Here is a 17,221-nt window from a genome sequence, read left to right on the forward strand (position 1 = left end):
TTGAGGCCTTGTCAGCCTAACAGCCGCACAGGCGCCCCGGCCGCCCAAGCCTGGATATCCTCAATCATCTGCGAATAGAACTGCTGATAATTCTGCCGGCTGACATATCCGACATGCGGCGTGGCCAGCACATTCTCCAGCGTTCTGAAAGGGTGTTGAGCCGGCAAGGGCTCCTGCTCGAACACGTCGAGCGCCGCGCCGGCCAGTTGCTTCTTCTGCAACGCCTTGATCAACGCTGCTTCATCGACAATCGGCCCGCGCGCGGTGTTGACCAGCAGCGCTGCAGGTTTCATCCAGGCCAACGCCTGCGCATCGACCAACCCCCGGCTGCGCTCGCTGAGCACCAGATGCACCGACAGTACGTCGGCCTGTTCAAACAGCTCCTGCTTGCTGACATAAGTCACGCCGGCGGCGGCAGCCCGCTCAGCGGTGAGGTTCTCGCTCCAGGCGATCACGCGCATGCCGAACACCTGACCGAACTGCGCCACGCGCTGGCCGATGCTGCCCAGACCGAGAATCGCCAGTGTCTTGCCATGCAGGTCGCCGCCCAGGCCTTGTTGCCATTCACCCGCGCACAGGGCGTTGGCTTCGGCAACGAGGTTGCGTGTGGCGGCCATGATCAGCGCCCAGGTCAGCTCCGGCGCGGCGTGTTTGTAGCTGTCGGTGCCGCTGACCTGAATACCCAGGGCAGCAGCGGCCTGCAGGTCGAGCGCCGCGTTACGCATACCGCCGGTGACCAGCAATTTCAGCTTTGGCAATTGACGCAGCAGGTCTTCATCGAACCGCGTGCGCTCGCGCATCACGCAGATCACTTCAAACTCGCGCAAACGCCCGACGAAGGTGGCGTTGTCGGCAGGGTATTCGTGGAGGAAATGCACCTCGCCGACGTCGCTTAACGCCGACCAGTCTACGACGTCCCGCGCTACATTCTGCCAATCATCAATCACAGCAATCTGCACCGTCATGGGCCTGGCCTCATCAACTCAATTTACCGGATTGGTCTTGTTCAGCCAGTCGAGCAGGGCGGCGTGGAATTTCGCCGGTTCTTCCATCTGCGGCGCGTGGCCCATGCCGGGGAATTCGACCAGAGTCGATTGCGGAATCAGCTTGGCCACTTGCTTGCCGAGCACCCCGTAATGGCCGATTTTCGCCTTCACTTCCGGCGGCGCAATGTCCTTGCCGATGGCGGTGGTGTCGGACGTGCCGATCAGCAACAGCGTCGGGACTTTCAGGTCCTTGAACTCGTAGTACACCGGTTGAGTGAAGATCATGTCGTAGATCAGCGCCGAGTTCCAGGCGACCTGCGTTTTGCCGGGGCCTTTGCTCAGACCGGCGAGCATGTCCACCCAGCGATCGAATTCGGGTTTCCAGCGGCCGTCGTAATAGGTATTGCGCTCATAGTCGCGAATGCCTTGAGCGGTAACTTTCAGTTCGCGTTCATACCACTGATCCACGGTGCGATACGGTACGCCGAGGGCTTTCCAGTCTTCCAGGCCAATGGGGTTGACCATGGCCAGTTGTTCGACCTGATCGGGGTATTGCAGCGCATAGCGGGTGGCGAGCATGCCGCCGGTGGAGTGCCCGAGCAGGCTCGCTTTCTGGATACCGAGGGCCTTGAGCAGTTGCTGGGTGTTGGTCGCCAGTTGCTGGAAACTGTACTGATAATGCGCCGGTTTGCTCGAGGTGCAGAAACCGATCTGGTCCGGCGCGATGACGCGGTAACCGGCGTCGCTCAGGGCCTTGATCGAGGTGTCCCAGGTGGCACCGCAAAAATTCTTGCCGTGCATCAACACGACGCTGCGCCCGTTCGCCTTGCCGTTGGCGGCGACGTCCATGTAGCCCATCTGCAGGGATTGGCCTTGCGATTCGAAGGCGAAATGCTTGACCGTGTACGGATACTCGAAACCTTGCAGCTCCGGTCCGTATTCCGGACCTTCAGCTGCCAGGGCGGGCAGGGCGGCGGTCAGGAGCAGACCGGGCAACCAACGGGAAAGTGTCAAGGGCATAGAAAAACTCCGTAGGAAATCCGCCGATCGTGGATCGGCATGATTAGGGCGACATTAAACACAGGCAATCGAGCGGGCAGATCGTTCATCCCAACCAGCCCATCGTGATGAGCGTCAGCACGCCGTAGCGGGCGCCTTTGGCAACGGTAACGATCAGCAGGAAGCGGCCAAGCGGCTCGCGCATCACCCCGGCGATCAGGGTCAATGGATCGCCGATGATGGGCAGCCAGCTGAGCAGCAACGACCAGTGACCGTAGCGCTGATACTGAACGCGGGCCCTGTCGAGGTTGGCGGGGCTGACCGGAAACCATCGCCGCTCGCGGAAACGCTCGACACGCCGGCCGAGCCACCAGTTGACCAGCGAGCCGAGGACATTGCCCAGCGTCGCTACCGTCAACAGCAACCACAGCCAGTATTGGTCGCTGAGCAACAGTCCCACCAGCAACGCTTCGGACTGCAGAGGCAACAGCGTCGCCGCGCCGAATGCCGCGAAGAACAGCCCGATGTAGGCACCGAAGATCAATGGGCAGGGTAGTCCGCCACGACCACATCAGTGCCGTCTTTTTTCAGACCGATCACCTGGTAGGCGTCGCTCATGCCGTCCATTTCCATGCCCGGCGAGCCCATCGGCATGCCGGGCGCGGCAACGCCCAGCAGATCGTCGCGTTTGCCCAGCGCCAGGACCTGCTCGGCCGGCACGTGGCCTTCGACAAATTTACCGTTGATCAAACCGGTGTGACAGGAGCCCAGACGGGGAGGCACGCCGTGCTGTTTCTTGAATTCGCTCATGTTGCTTTCGACGTGATCGGCGACCTTGAAGCCGTTGGCTTCCAGGTGACTGATCCATTTTTTGCAGCAACCGCAGTTGGCGTCGCGGTGGACTTCAATCGGGATGAGGTCGGCGGCCTGGGCGAGGGAGGAAACAAACAGGGCGCTCAGGGCAGCCAGACGCAGGTGATTTCGCATGGGGGATCTCGTCTCGGTGTGCGGGCAAAAATGCATTCTGAACATTTTAGCCAACCATGAGCCAAGAGAGTGTTTCAGAGTGTGAGGTACAGCGAATCCTGTAGCAGCTGCCGAAGGCTGCGTCCGGCTTTAGACGCGATCATGCGATCGCACGATCGCACGATCGCACGATCGCACGCGATCGCACGCGATCGGACGCAGCCTTCGGCAGCTGCTACAGGGTTGCAGGTTCACTCAACGGACTTTAAAGCGCCCCATGATCGCACTCACGCGGCTATTGGCGTCCAGCAATTGCCGGGTATTGAGTTCACTCGCCTCACCGCTTTTCACCAGTTCATCCACCATGTGGCGGATCTGCACCATGCTGCGGTTGATCTCTTCGGTCACGGCGCTTTGCTGTTCGGCGGCGGTCGCGATCTGTGTGCTGAGGCTGTTGATATGGCTGACGGAACCCGCCATTTCGTCCAGTCCGGTGTTTACCCTCGAAGTCGCGTCGGCGGCGGATTGGCAACTGACCTGAGTGTTTTCCATGGCGCTGACAGATGAGCTGACACCTTGGGTCAGGCGCGCCAGCATTTCATTGATTTCCGAGGTGCTCGCCTGGGTGCGGGCGGCCAGTGCACGAACTTCATCGGCGACCACTGCAAAACCACGACCTTGTTCACCGGCTCGCGCCGCTTCGATGGCCGCGTTGAGCGCCAGCAGGTTGGTCTGACCGGCGATTGCGCCGATCACACCGAGAATCTCGGTGATGCGCTGAGCGTCCTGCTGCATGCTTTCGACTTTGCGCGTCGCGCTCGCCACTTCATCGATCAACGCCACTACGCTGCTGGACGCTTCACCAACCACCACCCGCGAGCGATCGGCGTTTTCGTTGGCGCGCTGTGTGAACGCTGCGGTTTCGGCAGCATTCTGCGCAACACTTTCGGCGGTCGAACTCATCTCCGTAATCGCAGTAACGGTCTGATCAGTTTCCGAGGCGTGGCGGATCAGAATCTGACTGGTGTGGGCGGATGAGCGCTGCAGGTTGTCCAGGCCGGATGCCATGGCCCCGGTGGCCTGGGTGACTTCACCGATCATGCTCTGCAAGTAGGCGATGAATGCATTGATCGAGTGACCGATGGCGCCGAGTTCATCTTCAGCACGAATGGTAATGCGTTTGGTCAAGTCCGCGTCGCCAGCGGACAAGGCGTCGATGTTGGCCTTGAGGGCTTTCATGCGCTGGATCAGCTTACGGATGGCGTAAACCTGCAACAGCAGCAGCAGAATCACCATCGGGATTTGCAACATGCTCAGAGTGTTGAGCACATCATCACGCTGAGCAGTGATCAAACGCGTCGGCACGGCAGTGGCAAGGAACCACGGCGAGCCCTCGATGGGGCGCATGAAGAAGGTGCTGGCTTCGCCGTTGTTATCGAACTCGGCCCGCTGGGCCTGATCCCGGCCTTGCAAGCCCGCTTTCACCTGATTGGCGAACGGTGAGGTTCCGGCCAGTTCATTGATGTTCTTCAACACGATCGGCCCGCTGATGCGCGAGCTGTTGCTGATTATCTTGCCGTCGGCTTCGACGATCAGCATTTCGGCGCCGAGGTCTTTTTCCTTGCGCGCCACCAGTTCGTTGAAAAAACCGAGGGTCACATCGATTGTCGATACGCCCCAGGCGCTGCCGTTCTTTGTAATTGCCATGGCGCAGTTGGTGCGCGGTTCGGCACTCGCGTCATCCTTGTATGCCGCTGCCCAGGCACATTGGCCGCGCGGGGTTTGCATGCCGCCCTTGTACCAGGTCTGGTCGTAGTAATTGGGAGCGGCGTCGCTGTTCCAGAACGTATTCACCGCCAGCTTGCCGGAGCCATCGCGGTGCCAGAAGGTGCTGAACTTGTTGCGCCCGGCTTCACGCTGCCCCGGCAACGGCCAAATGCCGCCGCCGAAAACTTTCAACTCGCCGTACTGATCAACCAGGCCTGGCAGCACCGTGTCGATAGCGGCGCTGTCGAGCAATGGGATGGTTTGGGTAATGCTGCGTTGCTGGGCCTGAACTTTGTTCAGTTCGCCTTGAATCTGCTCGGCGACCTCGGCGATTCGGTTAAGCGCTACTTGCTCTTCGGTCTGGCGCAGCTTGGGCGCGACCAGTTGGCTGATGCCCACTACGGTCAACACGGACAGTAACAGCATGAAAAGGACCAGAAACAGCGTGTAGCGAGCCTGAATGGTTCGGAATGCGGGCATGAAGTCGGGTCCTTTTGGTGCAGCAGTCTTGTTTGACGGGATCGTGCAAGTCACTTGGCTATCGGCCCGGCAGCGCCCAGCTTGAGGTACAAGCGTGCAAGTTGAGCGGTCAGTGACGGGCGGTGAAGCAGATGCTGATGCTTTCGTCGATTGCTTAACTATCCAAAACGTCCAAAGCTATGCGTTGAATGAAATCAATTAGAAGAAAAGTCTGTAGTCCATTTACTTCAAAAGCATGCAGCAAATGTACGAAAACTGTAAGCGCCTGAAATTTTAATGGCGTGGGTTAATACTTGTCCCGATACTTCTGCGCCTGTCTTCTTATTTCATACAATTCAATGATTGCCTTACAAGGAATTAGGCCATGACGATTGGATATACCGGCGCCTGGACCTCCAAAGCCGGATTGCTCGTGAAATCTACCGGCAGCAGCGCCAAGCCCGTTTCCCACAGCTTCAAAGTCAAGCAAATGCTGGCCCTGGTCGGCAACGACCCCAACGCGCTCGATATCGCGAAGATGGACAAGCTGAAGATTCACAAGCAAATAAAAGGCTTTAACCCGGAAAACGTTTCGGCCAGGTCACTTGGCAACCTGACTGCCTTCCTTAAAGCGCAAGGTCTGATTGGCGATGTAACAGCTGTGACATTGAGTAATGCCGGTGACAAGTTCGACCGCTTCGGCGTGCCGAAAGATTCTGAAGCGCCGTTTAATGCGCTTGAATACTTTGCCACGCAACTGGACACCATTCAGAACAATAACTTGAAAGGTAACAAGTATGCCAACTACTTGATCCCTGAATACAAGAAGGCCATCTACGTACTGCAGAACCTGGCCAACTACGGCAAGGGCAACGGCACCTCGGTCCCTACCGACCAGAACCTTTCGGCCAGAGCGTGAAGCCGGGGTGTTGATCCGGTGTGACGTCAGGAATTGAGCGGCGATAACGCGGCAGGGAAGCCAAATCGCTTCATCGGCGCTAACATGAGCGCCGATCCGCAGGCCCGTCGGTGAAATCCGGCGAGGCCCGGCCGGCAACTGACTACACACCGCAAACCCCAGCTTCAGGAAATGGCAATGACCCAGTCGCAACGTTTGAAGTACTCGATTCTGATTTCCCTGGTGGTACTGGGAATCATGTTTGGCTTGTCGTATCTGCAGAACACCGGCGTGATCAGCGAGAAGCTGTTTCAGTACATTGCCATTGGCGTGGCGGTGATCGTGGTGGTGATCAATGGCGTGATGCGCCGCAAGGTCAAACCCTGAACGACGCCTTCACGCGCGATTATTCGCCGTGCAGCACAGCGGCAGCTTGCGGGTGCAGGCTGTAGCTTTTATCCGCGTTCAACGTGATCACCCCTTCGCTGCACAAGCGTTTCAAAACCTCGCGCACACTGAGAAACGACAGCGGAATGTCGAGGTCCAGCAGGTGACTGTGCACACCGCGCACGCCCAGGCTGCGTTCGCCGTCGGCCGCAGTGAGCAGGGCGTCGATGACCTTGAGGCGGATTAGGCTGGTACGCAGGCCGAAGCTCTTGAGCAGCACGCGAATCCGCTCGTTGCCGCGACGCTCGGTGGTGTGATTGAACAGGTTTGAGCCCATGGATGTTCCCACTGGCGCCTTGCTACCGTCCGTTGGCAGTTGCGAGTTGTACATGCAAAAACTCCTTCTCAGAGCCTGAACCGGAAAATGTGATGGGTGCTCTTACTCAATAAGACGTACGAGAAAGCCAAATCATGAAGACCCGGATGTAGAAAATTTGTCTCCATCGCGTCGCAACGCCTCAAAGCCCCGCAAAAATGCGCTTCTGCGCGGTAAATTTTTATTGCCACAATCGTTTCTGAATAAGGCTCATTGCGTGTCGACGCGCAGGGTGTGACCTTAGATTTTCGATCAGGAGCGAGCGTGATTATTTCCAGGCAATTAACGAGGCTGAGCCTTGCAGGTGTCATGCTGGGCTTGAGTCTTGCGGCCAGTGCACGCAGCCAGCCGGAGCAAGTGACGGTGGACATCCGGCGCACTACGTTCGGTGTGCCGCATATACGCGCCGAGAACGAACGTGGCCTCGGTTACGGGATTGGCTATGCCTACGCGCAGGACAATCTGTGTTTGCTGGCCAACGAAATCACCACGGTCAATGGTGAACGCTCGCGGTATTTCGGGCCTGATCAGCTGACGGTCGAGGAGCGCCCCAATCAAGTCAGTGACCTGTTTTTCACCTGGCTGAACACGCCTGAAGCGGTCGATGCTTTCTGGAAAGCGCAGACGGCCGAGGTTCGCGACCTGATTGGCGGCTACGCAGCCGGTTACAACCGAGCATTGTCAGAACGCCGGGCTCAAGGTTTGCCGCAACAATGCCAGGGCGAATGGGTCCGCGATATCACCGCGCTCGACATGGTCAAGCTGACCCGTCGTCTGCTGGTCGAAGGCGGAGTCGGGCAGTTCGCCGAAGCGCTCGCCGGTGCCACGCCACCCAACGCGGCCACTGCGTCGCTTCGTGATGCGGCGGCGTTTCAGGTCGCCGATTCGCGTCTGCAACGCTTTGCCCTGGAGCGTGGCAGCAACGCGGTCGCGGTGGGCAGTGAGCGCTCGTTCAACGGTCGCGGCATGCTGCTGGCTAATCCGCATTTTCCGTGGGTCGGCGGCATGCGGTTCTATCAAATGCACCTGACCATTCCGGGCAAGCTGGATGTGATGGGCGCTGCGTTGCCCGGTTTGCCGATGATCAATATCGGTTTCAACCAACACCTGGCCTGGACCCACACCGTCGATTCGTCCAAGCATTTCACCTTGTACCGTCTGCAACTCGATCCCAAGGATCCGACCCGTTTCATGCTCGATGGCAAGTCCACGCCCATGACGCAGCAGACCGTGACGATCAAGGTGAACCAGGCGGATGGCCAGGTCAAAGCGGTTTCCCGAGTGATCTACAGTTCGCCGTTCGGTCCGGTGGTGCAGTGGCCCGGGAAACTCGATTGGGACAAGCAGTTTGCGTACAGTCTGCGCGACGCCAATCTGGACAACGACCGTGTGCTGCAGCAGTGGTACGCGATGAACCGCGCCGCCAGCCTTGCCGAGTTGCAAGCCTCGGTTCACAAGATTCAGGGCATCCCGTGGGTCAACACACTGGCTACCGACGATCAAGGTCAGACGCTGTACATGAACCTGTCGGTGGTGCCCAACGTCAGTGCCGCCAAACTGGCCAGCTGCAGTGATCCGCGCGCGGGGCTGAGCATGATCGTGCTCGACGGTTCCAACAGCGGCTGCGCTTGGGACAACGACCCCGCAGCAGCCCAAACCGGTATCTACGCGGCCGATAAATTGCCGCAACTGAACCGTCGGGATTTTGTTCAGCATTCCAACGATTCGGCGTGGATGGCCAACCCGTCGCAACCGCTGACGGGTTTTTCGCCTTTGATCAGCCAGGAGGGTCAGCCACTGGGGTTGCGTTCGAGGTTTGCGCTTGACCGTCTGGCGACGTTGAACAAGGCCGGCAAGGTCTCAACGAAGGATCTGGAAAGCATGGTGATGGACGATCAGGTCTATCAGGCGGCGCTGGTGATGCCCGACTTGCTCACCTTGTGCGCGCGTCTCGACGCTGATGCGCCAACCCTGGCGCCGGTGTGTGCCAGCCTCAAATCATGGGACCGCGGTGCGAATCTGGACAGCGGTCTGGGTCTGCTGCATTTCCAGAATGTCATGCACGCATTAGAGGAATTACCTGATGTGTGGCAAGTCGCGTTCGATCCGAAAGATCCGCAGCACACACCGCGTGGCCTGGCAATAGACCGACCAGAGGCGGCCAAGGCAATCCGCGATGCAATGCTGGGCTCTGTGGAAATGCTCAACAGAGCGGGAGTCGATGCGGCGACGCAATGGGGCGATATACAGGTGGTCAGCAGTGGCAAACAGCAGACACCGATACACGGCGGGCCGGGCACGCTGGGGGTGTATAACGCCATCCAGAGCGTGCCGAGGTCTGACGGCAAGCGCGAAGTTGTCAGTGGCACCAGCTATCTGCAATTAGTGACCTTCGATGACAAAGGTCCGCAGGCGCGCGGGCTGCTGGCGATGTCGTTGTCCAGCGACCCGGCCTCGAAACACGCCAGTGATCAAACGCTGGCCTTCTCGAAAAAACAGCTGAGCGTGTTGCCATTCACCGAGCAGCAAATCACCGCAGACCCTCAGTACCAAGTGCTGACGATTCGAGAGCAGGAAGAAAAGACCGGGAAGGTGGCCAGACAGTAAAAAGTTTGAGGCAAAAAAGAAGGCCGCACCCGTAAGGGTCGCGGCCTTCAGCTTTTTGGCGGTTGCTGCGGAATGGAATTAAGCACCGGATTGCCGTGCTTGTTTCGAGTCACGTACACCGGCAGGACCTTGGGCAGGGAGCCCAACAGGCTGTCCAGCTCCTTGATGTTGTAGATGCCGCCGAGACGAATCGCACCGGTACCGCTGTCGGCGAGCATCACCGGTTTGCCCAGATAACGATTGATCAACGGCAAGGCTTCGGACAGCGCCAGATTGTCGAGCACCAGCTTGCCGTGACGCCAGGCAAGGGAGTTGTCGCCGACGTTTGTCTGGCTGATGCGAGGCGTGTAGTCGCCTCGTTTATAGCGCGCCTGCATTGACGGGCTCAGACGCAGACCATCGCCCGGCAGGTCATCGTTGCTGCTGACCAGCACCGAACCTTCAATCAGGTTCACGCGAACCTGGTCTTCGTACATCCATACATTAAATTTAGTGCCAGTCACCCGAATCCGGCCATCTGCAGCCTTGACGATAAACGGGTGAGTGGCGTCGTGGCTGACACTGAAGAACGCTTCGCCTTTCTCCAGGGTCAGCCGGCGCTGATCCTTGTAATTGCTGAACGTCAGCTGCGTGCCAAGGTTCAGCTCGACCTGAGTGCCATCGCTCAGGGTGACCTGACGCACCGCATTGGTTGCTTCGAAACGCTGCCAGGAATTGGGCAGCAGCCCAAAATTCCATCCGGTAAAGGCCGCCAATGGCAACGCCACCGCGCATACGGCGGCGGCGATGCCCAAGGTGCGCCAGGGTGTGGCCGGTTTGCTGCGAGCGGCGGGTGCAACCTGGGCCAGGCCTGGCAAATCCCCCGCAACATTCCAGATTTCAAGCATGGCCTCGTACTCGATCGCATGCTGCGGATCGGCATTAAACCAGTGCTCGAATGCCTGCCGTTCCTGCGCAGTGCAGTCGCCGGCGTGCAGACGCATGCACCAATGCGCTGCGGCATCGGTGATGGCGTCATGTTGGGCTTGCGAGGGAAGTGTGTCGGTCATTGACTCATCCTGATTTCCCGCATTCTAACCCTGAGACGAATGCTTGGAGAACAACCGTCATGGCAATTGCCTATCAAACACCAGGTTATTTTCCTGTCATGGCGTGCTGACGTGCAATTCGCGACCCAGATGTGAGATCAGCCAGGCGACGCTGTCAGCATTGGCAAGCTGCACCGAGAGCCTGATCAGCGGATCTTTCTTGAACTTCTCCCTTGCGCCGGCGAGGTTTTCTGCGCCGGTCAACTTCAGGATTATGTTCTTCGCCAGAAAGGTTTGTTCAGGGTAGGTATCGCCCAAGTCTTCCCAATCGCCCGTATCGGGATGCTGGTACATGAATAATTGCGTGTAGGGCGTATGGCGCGACAGTGCATTTTTCTGCGTATCGACCAGCAACGTCTTGAGTTCTTTACCTATCGCGGTGGATTCATCAATAAGATCGGGGAATGGCCTGGAGGATTCGACGTAACAGATATCTTCCGTACCGCCGACCAGGTGCGAAAGCTCATGGATCAGCGTCACAGCTCGGGCATGCGATTTGATCGGGAAGGAGGTGTCAGACAAATAGCGGCGGTAGTAATCGTATTGGGGTCTAAAGAATTTTTCGGCCAGATAAATCTTGTTTTTCTCATCGGTCGGCACCGTGAAGGCGAAGGTGTGCTCGCCATCTTCCAACAGCCGGCCGACTACGAAACGTTTGGATTTCGCGTTTCTGAGCGTGGGCTCCAGCAGAGCGGAAAAGATGTCACCGATGGTTTTCTCGAGCTTGACCACAAAGAGATTATCGATGTCTTTCACATCCAGGAAATCCATGATCAATTGATGCACTGGCGTGATCTTGTCGTCCGTAGTCTTGAGCAACTGCAAGTTGCGCAGACTGTTCCAGGCGTAGCGCGTCGCCTGGTCCAGTGCTTCATTGATCTGACGCGCCTTGATCGGATACAGCAGACGAATACTCTCCATACCCCGGGCTTCAACGTTCATGTCCCCGTAGACCGCGGCAGCGGTATCCAGGCGTTTCAGAAGGCTGTAGCGGGCTGGCGAAGCCGACCTGCTGAACACCCAGTTTTTTTTCAGGTTTTGCAAGACCTTGGGCCCGCGGGCTTTGCCTCCGGTTATGCGCCATTGCTTTCCTTTTTTTTGCACAGGAAAGACTTTTCCGGCAATCGGCGCGTAAGTCGTTTTCGTGGTGTTGTCGGTGTACAGACCCTCGGCGACGTCGTGCGCCAGAGCGCTCAGATCAATGTCATTTCTCGCCAGTTTCTGCAGGTGCGTGCGATCGGGAGCGGTAAGGTCAACGTCTCGCCAAGGCGCGGGTGTGGCTGCCTCGGGCGCCGCTACGTCGGCAGTCGAGACACTGTCCGCCGGGCCTTCCACCGATCTGCGCAACATCACTAACTGTGCGATGGCACCGATGAACTCCTTGAAGGCTGCGCCCCACTTGTGCGTCTGCAAATCTTCAGCGGACTGTTTGATATTGCGAAAGCTGCGCCAGACCGTGATGGGGAAGGCGAGTTTGCCCATGACAAAGGTGCTGGCGACGTCGATGTCTTCACCAAAGACCTGTTTGATCGCTGCCCACTCTTCCCGGGAGTCGGTATCGCCTTGGCAGCCGAGCAGTCGACCGAGCAAGGCAACGTTATCGTCGAGTAATTGTTTGAACAGTCCGCCTTTGATCGGGGTAGAGGCAAGGGTCGCAGAGATTTTTTTCGCCTGCGCAGCCCAGTGCGCCTTGCACAACGTGCGGTCGGCGGGGGGCAAACTGTTTAGCGTCCAATCCTGCAATGGCCCTTCGTTTTTCAGCTCGGTCAGTAGCTGATTTTCGTCTTCGTATTCTTTCACGCTGTGCGTCGGGCTGTGCGGCGCGATGAGGATCTGGCGTCCCGAGGCCGATTGTTCGGGGCCAATCAGCCACATGCCTGGCACCTTGATCGTGGCCCCGGTTTTGATGCCGATGAGTTCCAGCGGGCGGATGATTGCGTTCGTGCCTTCCACAGCCTTGCGTGCCGTGGCGTCGGGCATGTCCATGATCTGGCAGATGAGGTCGAAACCCGCCGGGCTCAAGCGCTCCTGCAATTTTTCCGCGTGGGCGTGCAGCATGAGCTGCCAGGGTAACTGCGCGGCAAAGCGCTTTTTGCGATCGGTGGCGCCGGTGTCTGTGTCGGCGAACGCGGCGGTTAACGCTTTCTGCAGATGTTCACCGGCCTTCAGCTTTTTAATCAGGGTTTTGATGTAACTCTCGGTCAGCCCGGGCGGAATTGTGCTGGCGTCCAGCGACTTGACGGTGAACCGCGCCTGTTCCAGATCGTGCAAATGAGTGAGGGCGAACTGCGTCAGGGTTTGCTCGCTGGCGGCAGACATCAGGCGCGGATTGATTTGCACCTTGTCCGGGTCAAGATCGAAAGTGTCAGCCTTGAGTTGTTTGCGTAGTTCCCGATGCGTCGTGCGTGCCAGCGTGTCCATCCCGCTGAGGAAATCCTGGTCACTGCTGACGTTATCGAGGTATTGCTGGGCCAGTTCCGCGTGCAGTACCTGATCTTCAACGGACGCTCTGGCTAGCCATGCCGGGAGTTTCTCCGGCGTTGCCAGGTAATCGGCAATACTGCTGGCGCGGTGCAGCCCCGTTTGTGGTTGGCGAAGTGCGACCAGGTTCAGCAGGTTGGTTTTTGTCTTCGCGGACAGTTCGGTGGCCAGCGCAGCGGTGACACTCGCCTTGTCCAGCTGGACGTTGGGTTTTAGCAGGTATTCAACAAAATGCTCATCGATCCGCTGCAACGGTGCCAAGGCGTACGTCTTGGCAGACAGTCGCTCGCTGCGTCCGAGGTTCTCCAGCAGGAAGGTGCGAAGGTCTTCGTCCTTGAGGCGACGATTCAGCTCGTCCAGCAAAGGTCGCACGCTCGGAAAAGTTTCAAAACCCTGCGCTGGAGTCCACAGTATCGCTTTGCCTGAATGTCTGGCGTCCAGGCCGCCCCGTTCGGTGACGACAAAACAGCTCGCAAGCTGGAGTGAGTCGGCCGCGGGCTCTGGCTTGAGCGTCAGCGCATACACGTCGGGGAAAAAGCCGTTCAATGCCGCGCGCTGCGAACGGACGGGGCTGTCCAGCAGCGTTTTGATAATTGCCTGTTCCGGGGCGTCCAGTGAGCGGTCGATGGCGCGCAATTTGAGTTCACTGCGCAAAGCCGCCGTCATCACGTGCGTGACGTCCGCCTGCAGGCCCGGTAGCGATGAATTGATCAAAAGCTCGGCCTCGGCCACCGTCTTGGTGGTCGGCGTGATGGCGGGGCGTTCTTCCAGACGTTTTTCCAGTGCCTGCTCGAAAGTGGTCAGCACGGTCAGCTGCTCCTTGGCCGACTCGGCACGCACGGTGGCTGGACGCGAGCTCCAGCGCTGGTCGACGCGGATGCTCCAGCGCCCGCCAGTTTCGGTGGTCAGGAGCCGGTCATCTATCAGGCCGCGAACGTCCAGCGCACTGTCACACAGGGCGCCAGGGTCGAGCGCGCCTTCACTTTCCCGGAACCGGTTGAGTGCGTAGGACAGGTTGTCCTGCTGCTTGCCGAGGATGCTGCTCATCAGTTGTTCAAACACTGCGCCGTTGATGGGCACACCTTTGATCTCGCGCTCATTCGCCGGCAACGCGAGAAAGGTGCCGCGCTCTTCCAGCGACATGAAGTTGAGCAACGTGTCCTCATGACCTTCGCTCTTCAACATGTCCAATACGACGGATTTGGCAGCGGCCAGGTCGTCAGTCGCTTCGAGTCCCCTGGACTGGGTGTAAAGAAAACCGAGTGTATTTTCTCTGCCAATCGTCAACGTTGAGGCAAGCTCTGCGTAATGTTTGAGGGGCGCCGTCACTCGCACTTTTTCGATGCTGAGGAGCGCATCCGCATCGGCAGCCTCGCCGACAGTTCGTAGTCGCACATACTCGTCAGCCTTGAGAACGCCCGACTGGCGCTGCAACAGGATTTTTGTGTAATAGGTGTCTCGGATTGCGTCGCCAAAAAATGCCAGACGGGATTTACCGGTACCCATCGGTGAATTCCAGAATGTCTCGATCAGGCTTTGCAGATGCGGTGTGAAACTTTGCGCAATCTCTTTGACGGCGGATTCCCACGCCTGATTGTCGGCGTCGGTGCTCACGCTGTGGCGCGGGTTACTGAAAACTCTGGAACTGCCCGCAGGCCACTGATTGTGCAAGTAGAAATACATCAGTGCATCGCTCAGCGAGAGCGAAGAATGCGTGTGAAGGTAGTCACTGCCATCAAATGCAGAAATGGTCTTGAGGTAAGTGGTTAAGCGGGTCAGGCGCTGGTCTAGCGCAGGGAACGGTTTACGCAGCGCATTCTTCAGGGATTCGTCGAGCATCGATTGCAGGGTCGGTGTTTTGAGCAGCTCGGTGCTCATCAACTGCAGGTTGTGTTGCTGATTCAGTTCAAGGAGTGCTTCCTGGTCCTCGAACACCGCACCGTCAATCTCTTCGGTAGAAATGTCCGCGACCGCGGTATCCGCCCAGACGCTGCGCTGCTCGATGGACAGAAAGCGCAACAACTCGCGCTTGCCGTCGTCCAGCGCAAGCCACTCCTTCAGTTTGCTTTTCAGATCGTCCATGTCTGCGAATTTGATCAAGCCCTTCCAAGGCGTGTAGAGCATCACTTCTTTGCCGTTGGACCGGCTCAACGCAAACGCGCCTGCCAGTGGTGTACTTGCGATGCCGGTGCCCGTTAACAGGAGCCGGTTCGCAAGCATTGGCTCTTTATGGGCTACGCGCGCTGCCTGCGTGGCCAGATACACGTTCTGCAGCCACTTGAGGTCTTCGATACTGAAGTTGAGGGCCTTTTCACGATCGCGTGGTTGTTTGGACCTGGAGGCGGTGGTTGCCTCGTCAAAAAAATACGGCAGTGGGGATATTGTCATGGGTGTTTCCTCGGGGGTTGCGACCGACGCTGATCGCAAGGCGTTGAATCGAGGAAGCAGGTTAGGGGCAGGCCAATGTATGAGTGCGGTACATATTGCTGGGCGCCACTGCGCTGCCGAGACTTGACAGCACGCTGGTGAAACAGCACTTAATCGGTCCTGGTTGTGGAATGCCCTGCATCCTTCGCCTGAGCCTGTCGCCCGTACTCAATAACAAAACTGGAGCTTCAGATGACCGCAACGCCCGAAGTAGCCGTCAGTGCACCCGTGCATTCGCTTGAATTCGACGCGCTCGTTGTATTGCTCGAGCAGATTTTTCTGCGCCACGGCACCTCTGCCGATGTCGCCCGCACCCTCGCGCTCAACTGCGCCGGTGCTGAACGGGATGGCGCCCACAGTCACGGCGTGTTTCGCATCCCCGGCTATGTGTCGACCCTGAAGAGCGGCTGGGTGGATGGTCAGGCCGTGCCGGTGGTCGAAGATGTGGCATCGGGGTTTGTCCGCGTTGATGCCGGCAATGGTTTCGCCCAGCCGGCCCTCGCAGCCGCTCGTTCGTTATTGGTAGAAAAAGCGCGCAGTGCCGGAATCGCGGTGCTGGCGATTCGTAACTCCCATCACTTCGCCGCGCTGTGGCCAGATGTCGAGCCATTTGCCTATGAAGGGCTGGTGGCGCTGAGCGTGGTCAACAGCATGACCTGCGTGGTGCCGCATGGGGCTGACCGGCCGTTATTTGGCACCAATCCGATCGCCTTCGCCGCCCCGCGTGCCGATGGCGAGCCGATTGTGTTCGACCTGGCGACCAGCGCGATTGCCCATGGCGACGTGCAGATCGCTGCACGTAAAGGTGAGCGTTTGCCGCAAGGCATGGGCGTCAACAGCCTGGGCCAGCCGACTCAGGACCCGAAAGCGATTCTTGAGGGCGGCGCATTGTTGCCGTTCGGCGGGCACAAGGGCTCAGCGCTGTCGATGATGGTGGAGCTGTTGGCAGCGGCGCTGACGGGCGGCAATTTTTCGTTCGAGTTTGACTGGTCGAATCACCCGGGCGCCAGAACGCCATGGACCGGGCAGCTACTGATCGTGATTGATCCGAGCAAGGCAGCGGGGCAAAGCTTCGCAGAACGCAGCCAAGAGCTGGTGCGGCAGATGCATGGGGTGGGATTGAAGCGCTTGCCGGGTGATCGGCGTCATTCTCAGCGGGCGAGATCCGCGGAGGAGGGCATCAGACTGGACAATGAAACGCTGGAGCATTTGCGGGGATTGGCGGGGCTTTGAACGTAGGTAGCGTGTTGCAGACCGGCGGGTGATTGATTCCCGCCGGGCGTTACTCAGTCATTGGCGCTTAACGACGACCCAGTAGCAGACCAACGACCAGACCAAAACCGGCGGAGATCGCTACGGTTTGCCAAGGATGGCCACCGATGTAGGTTTCTGTCGCCTGAACCGCTGGCATTGTACGGTCGCGCACGTTGCCGACCGAGTCCCGTGCCTGCTGCAACTTCTGGGCGATCTGGCCGCGCAGTGTTTCCGCTTCTTCGCCGACCAGCGAAGCGCTGCTCCTGAGCAGCTTTTCTGACTCTTCGATCAGCGAATGAAGTTCGCTGAAAGCCTGATCCTTGATCTGTTCTTCGGCGGATTGTCCGGCAGTTTTCCGAGCCATTGAGGTTACTCCTTGCAGTTAAATGAGCAGTGAACAATGGAGTCCCCCAGCGCCTGAAAAGTTGCACAGGTTGAACGCATTCGGCTGACCCTGGAAAAAATCCAGCGCCGGACTTTTCGCCCTACGGTGTAAGATGTCGCCTATTTACGCAGCAGGAAAATC

13 protein-coding genes are annotated in these 17,221 nt (G+C 58.4%); 4 read left to right on the plus strand and 9 right to left on the minus strand.

The window, feature by feature from the left end:
- Positions 1-11 precede the first annotated feature (11 nt).
- The 5 genes from DU29_RS0101340 to DU29_RS0101360 form a co-directional block, all read right to left on the minus strand.
- Positions 12-965, minus strand: a complete 954-nt coding sequence (locus DU29_RS0101340) for a D-2-hydroxyacid dehydrogenase family protein (RefSeq protein ID WP_028620068.1) — start codon at positions 963-965, stop codon at positions 12-14.
- A gap of 18 nt (positions 966-983) precedes the next feature.
- Entirely contained in the window at positions 984-2,006 is a 1,023-nt protein-coding gene (locus tag DU29_RS0101345) for an alpha/beta fold hydrolase (protein WP_028620069.1), read from the minus strand.
- Positions 2,007-2,091: 85 nt separating this feature from the next.
- The gene (locus DU29_RS0101350) at positions 2,092-2,526 is read right to left on the minus strand and encodes a YqaA family protein (RefSeq protein ID WP_028620070.1); all 435 of its coding nucleotides are present in this window, start codon (positions 2,524-2,526) and stop codon (positions 2,092-2,094) included.
- On the minus strand, positions 2,526-2,972 hold the full coding sequence (locus DU29_RS0101355; RefSeq protein ID WP_028620071.1) for a DUF411 domain-containing protein: 447 nt from the start codon (positions 2,970-2,972) through the stop codon (positions 2,526-2,528). Before DU29_RS0101355 ends, DU29_RS0101350 begins: the two co-directional genes overlap by 1 nt.
- A gap of 234 nt (positions 2,973-3,206) precedes the next feature.
- Positions 3,207-5,198 (minus strand): methyl-accepting chemotaxis protein, encoded by a 1,992-nt coding sequence (locus DU29_RS0101360; RefSeq protein ID WP_028620072.1) that lies wholly within the window; start codon positions 5,196-5,198, stop codon positions 3,207-3,209.
- Positions 5,199-5,562: 364 nt separating this feature from the next.
- Between DU29_RS0101360 and DU29_RS0101365 the strand changes: the two genes are divergently transcribed.
- Both DU29_RS0101365 and DU29_RS0101370 read left to right on the plus strand, forming a co-directional pair.
- The gene (locus tag DU29_RS0101365) at positions 5,563-6,096 is read left to right on the plus strand and encodes a hypothetical protein (RefSeq protein WP_028620073.1); all 534 of its coding nucleotides are present in this window, start codon (positions 5,563-5,565) and stop codon (positions 6,094-6,096) included.
- 177 nt (positions 6,097-6,273) lie between these two features.
- Positions 6,274-6,462: a hypothetical protein gene (locus tag DU29_RS0101370; RefSeq protein WP_028620074.1), complete on the plus strand. Its 189-nt coding sequence runs from the start codon at positions 6,274-6,276 to the stop codon at positions 6,460-6,462.
- A gap of 19 nt (positions 6,463-6,481) precedes the next feature.
- On the opposite strand, the gene DU29_RS0101375 is transcribed toward DU29_RS0101370, so the two are convergent.
- A complete protein-coding gene (locus DU29_RS0101375; RefSeq protein WP_028620075.1) occupies positions 6,482-6,853 on the minus strand; it encodes a fe2+ zn2+ uptake regulation protein in 372 nt (123 codons plus the stop codon).
- Between the two features lie 249 nt (positions 6,854-7,102).
- Here DU29_RS0101375 and pvdQ point away from each other — a divergent pair, with 249 nt between their 5' ends.
- A complete protein-coding gene (gene pvdQ, locus DU29_RS0101380; protein WP_028620076.1) occupies positions 7,103-9,445 on the plus strand; it encodes a bifunctional acylase PvdQ in 2,343 nt (780 codons plus the stop codon).
- Positions 9,446-9,492: 47 nt separating this feature from the next.
- Here the strand turns inward: pvdQ and DU29_RS0101385 are convergent, their stop codons facing one another.
- Both DU29_RS0101385 and DU29_RS0101390 read right to left on the minus strand, forming a co-directional pair.
- Complete coding sequence (locus tag DU29_RS0101385) at positions 9,493-10,494, minus strand: FecR family protein (protein ID WP_028620077.1); 1,002 nt, start codon at positions 10,492-10,494, stop codon at positions 9,493-9,495.
- Positions 10,495-10,590: 96 nt separating this feature from the next.
- The gene (locus DU29_RS0101390) at positions 10,591-15,402 is read right to left on the minus strand and encodes a dermonecrotic toxin domain-containing protein (protein WP_028620078.1); all 4,812 of its coding nucleotides are present in this window, start codon (positions 15,400-15,402) and stop codon (positions 10,591-10,593) included.
- Positions 15,403-15,633: 231 nt separating this feature from the next.
- Here DU29_RS0101390 and DU29_RS0101395 point away from each other — a divergent pair, with 231 nt between their 5' ends.
- Positions 15,634-16,674, plus strand: a complete 1,041-nt coding sequence (locus DU29_RS0101395; RefSeq protein WP_028620079.1) for an Ldh family oxidoreductase — start codon at positions 15,634-15,636, stop codon at positions 16,672-16,674.
- A gap of 67 nt (positions 16,675-16,741) precedes the next feature.
- Here the strand turns inward: DU29_RS0101395 and DU29_RS0101400 are convergent, their stop codons facing one another.
- Positions 16,742-17,059: a DUF883 family protein gene (locus DU29_RS0101400; RefSeq protein ID WP_028620080.1), complete on the minus strand. Its 318-nt coding sequence runs from the start codon at positions 17,057-17,059 to the stop codon at positions 16,742-16,744.
- Positions 17,060-17,221: the final 162 nt, after the last annotated feature.

The organism is Pseudomonas sp. Ant30-3 (genome assembly GCF_000690905.1).
GTDB lineage: Bacteria > Pseudomonadota > Gammaproteobacteria > Pseudomonadales > Pseudomonadaceae > Aquipseudomonas.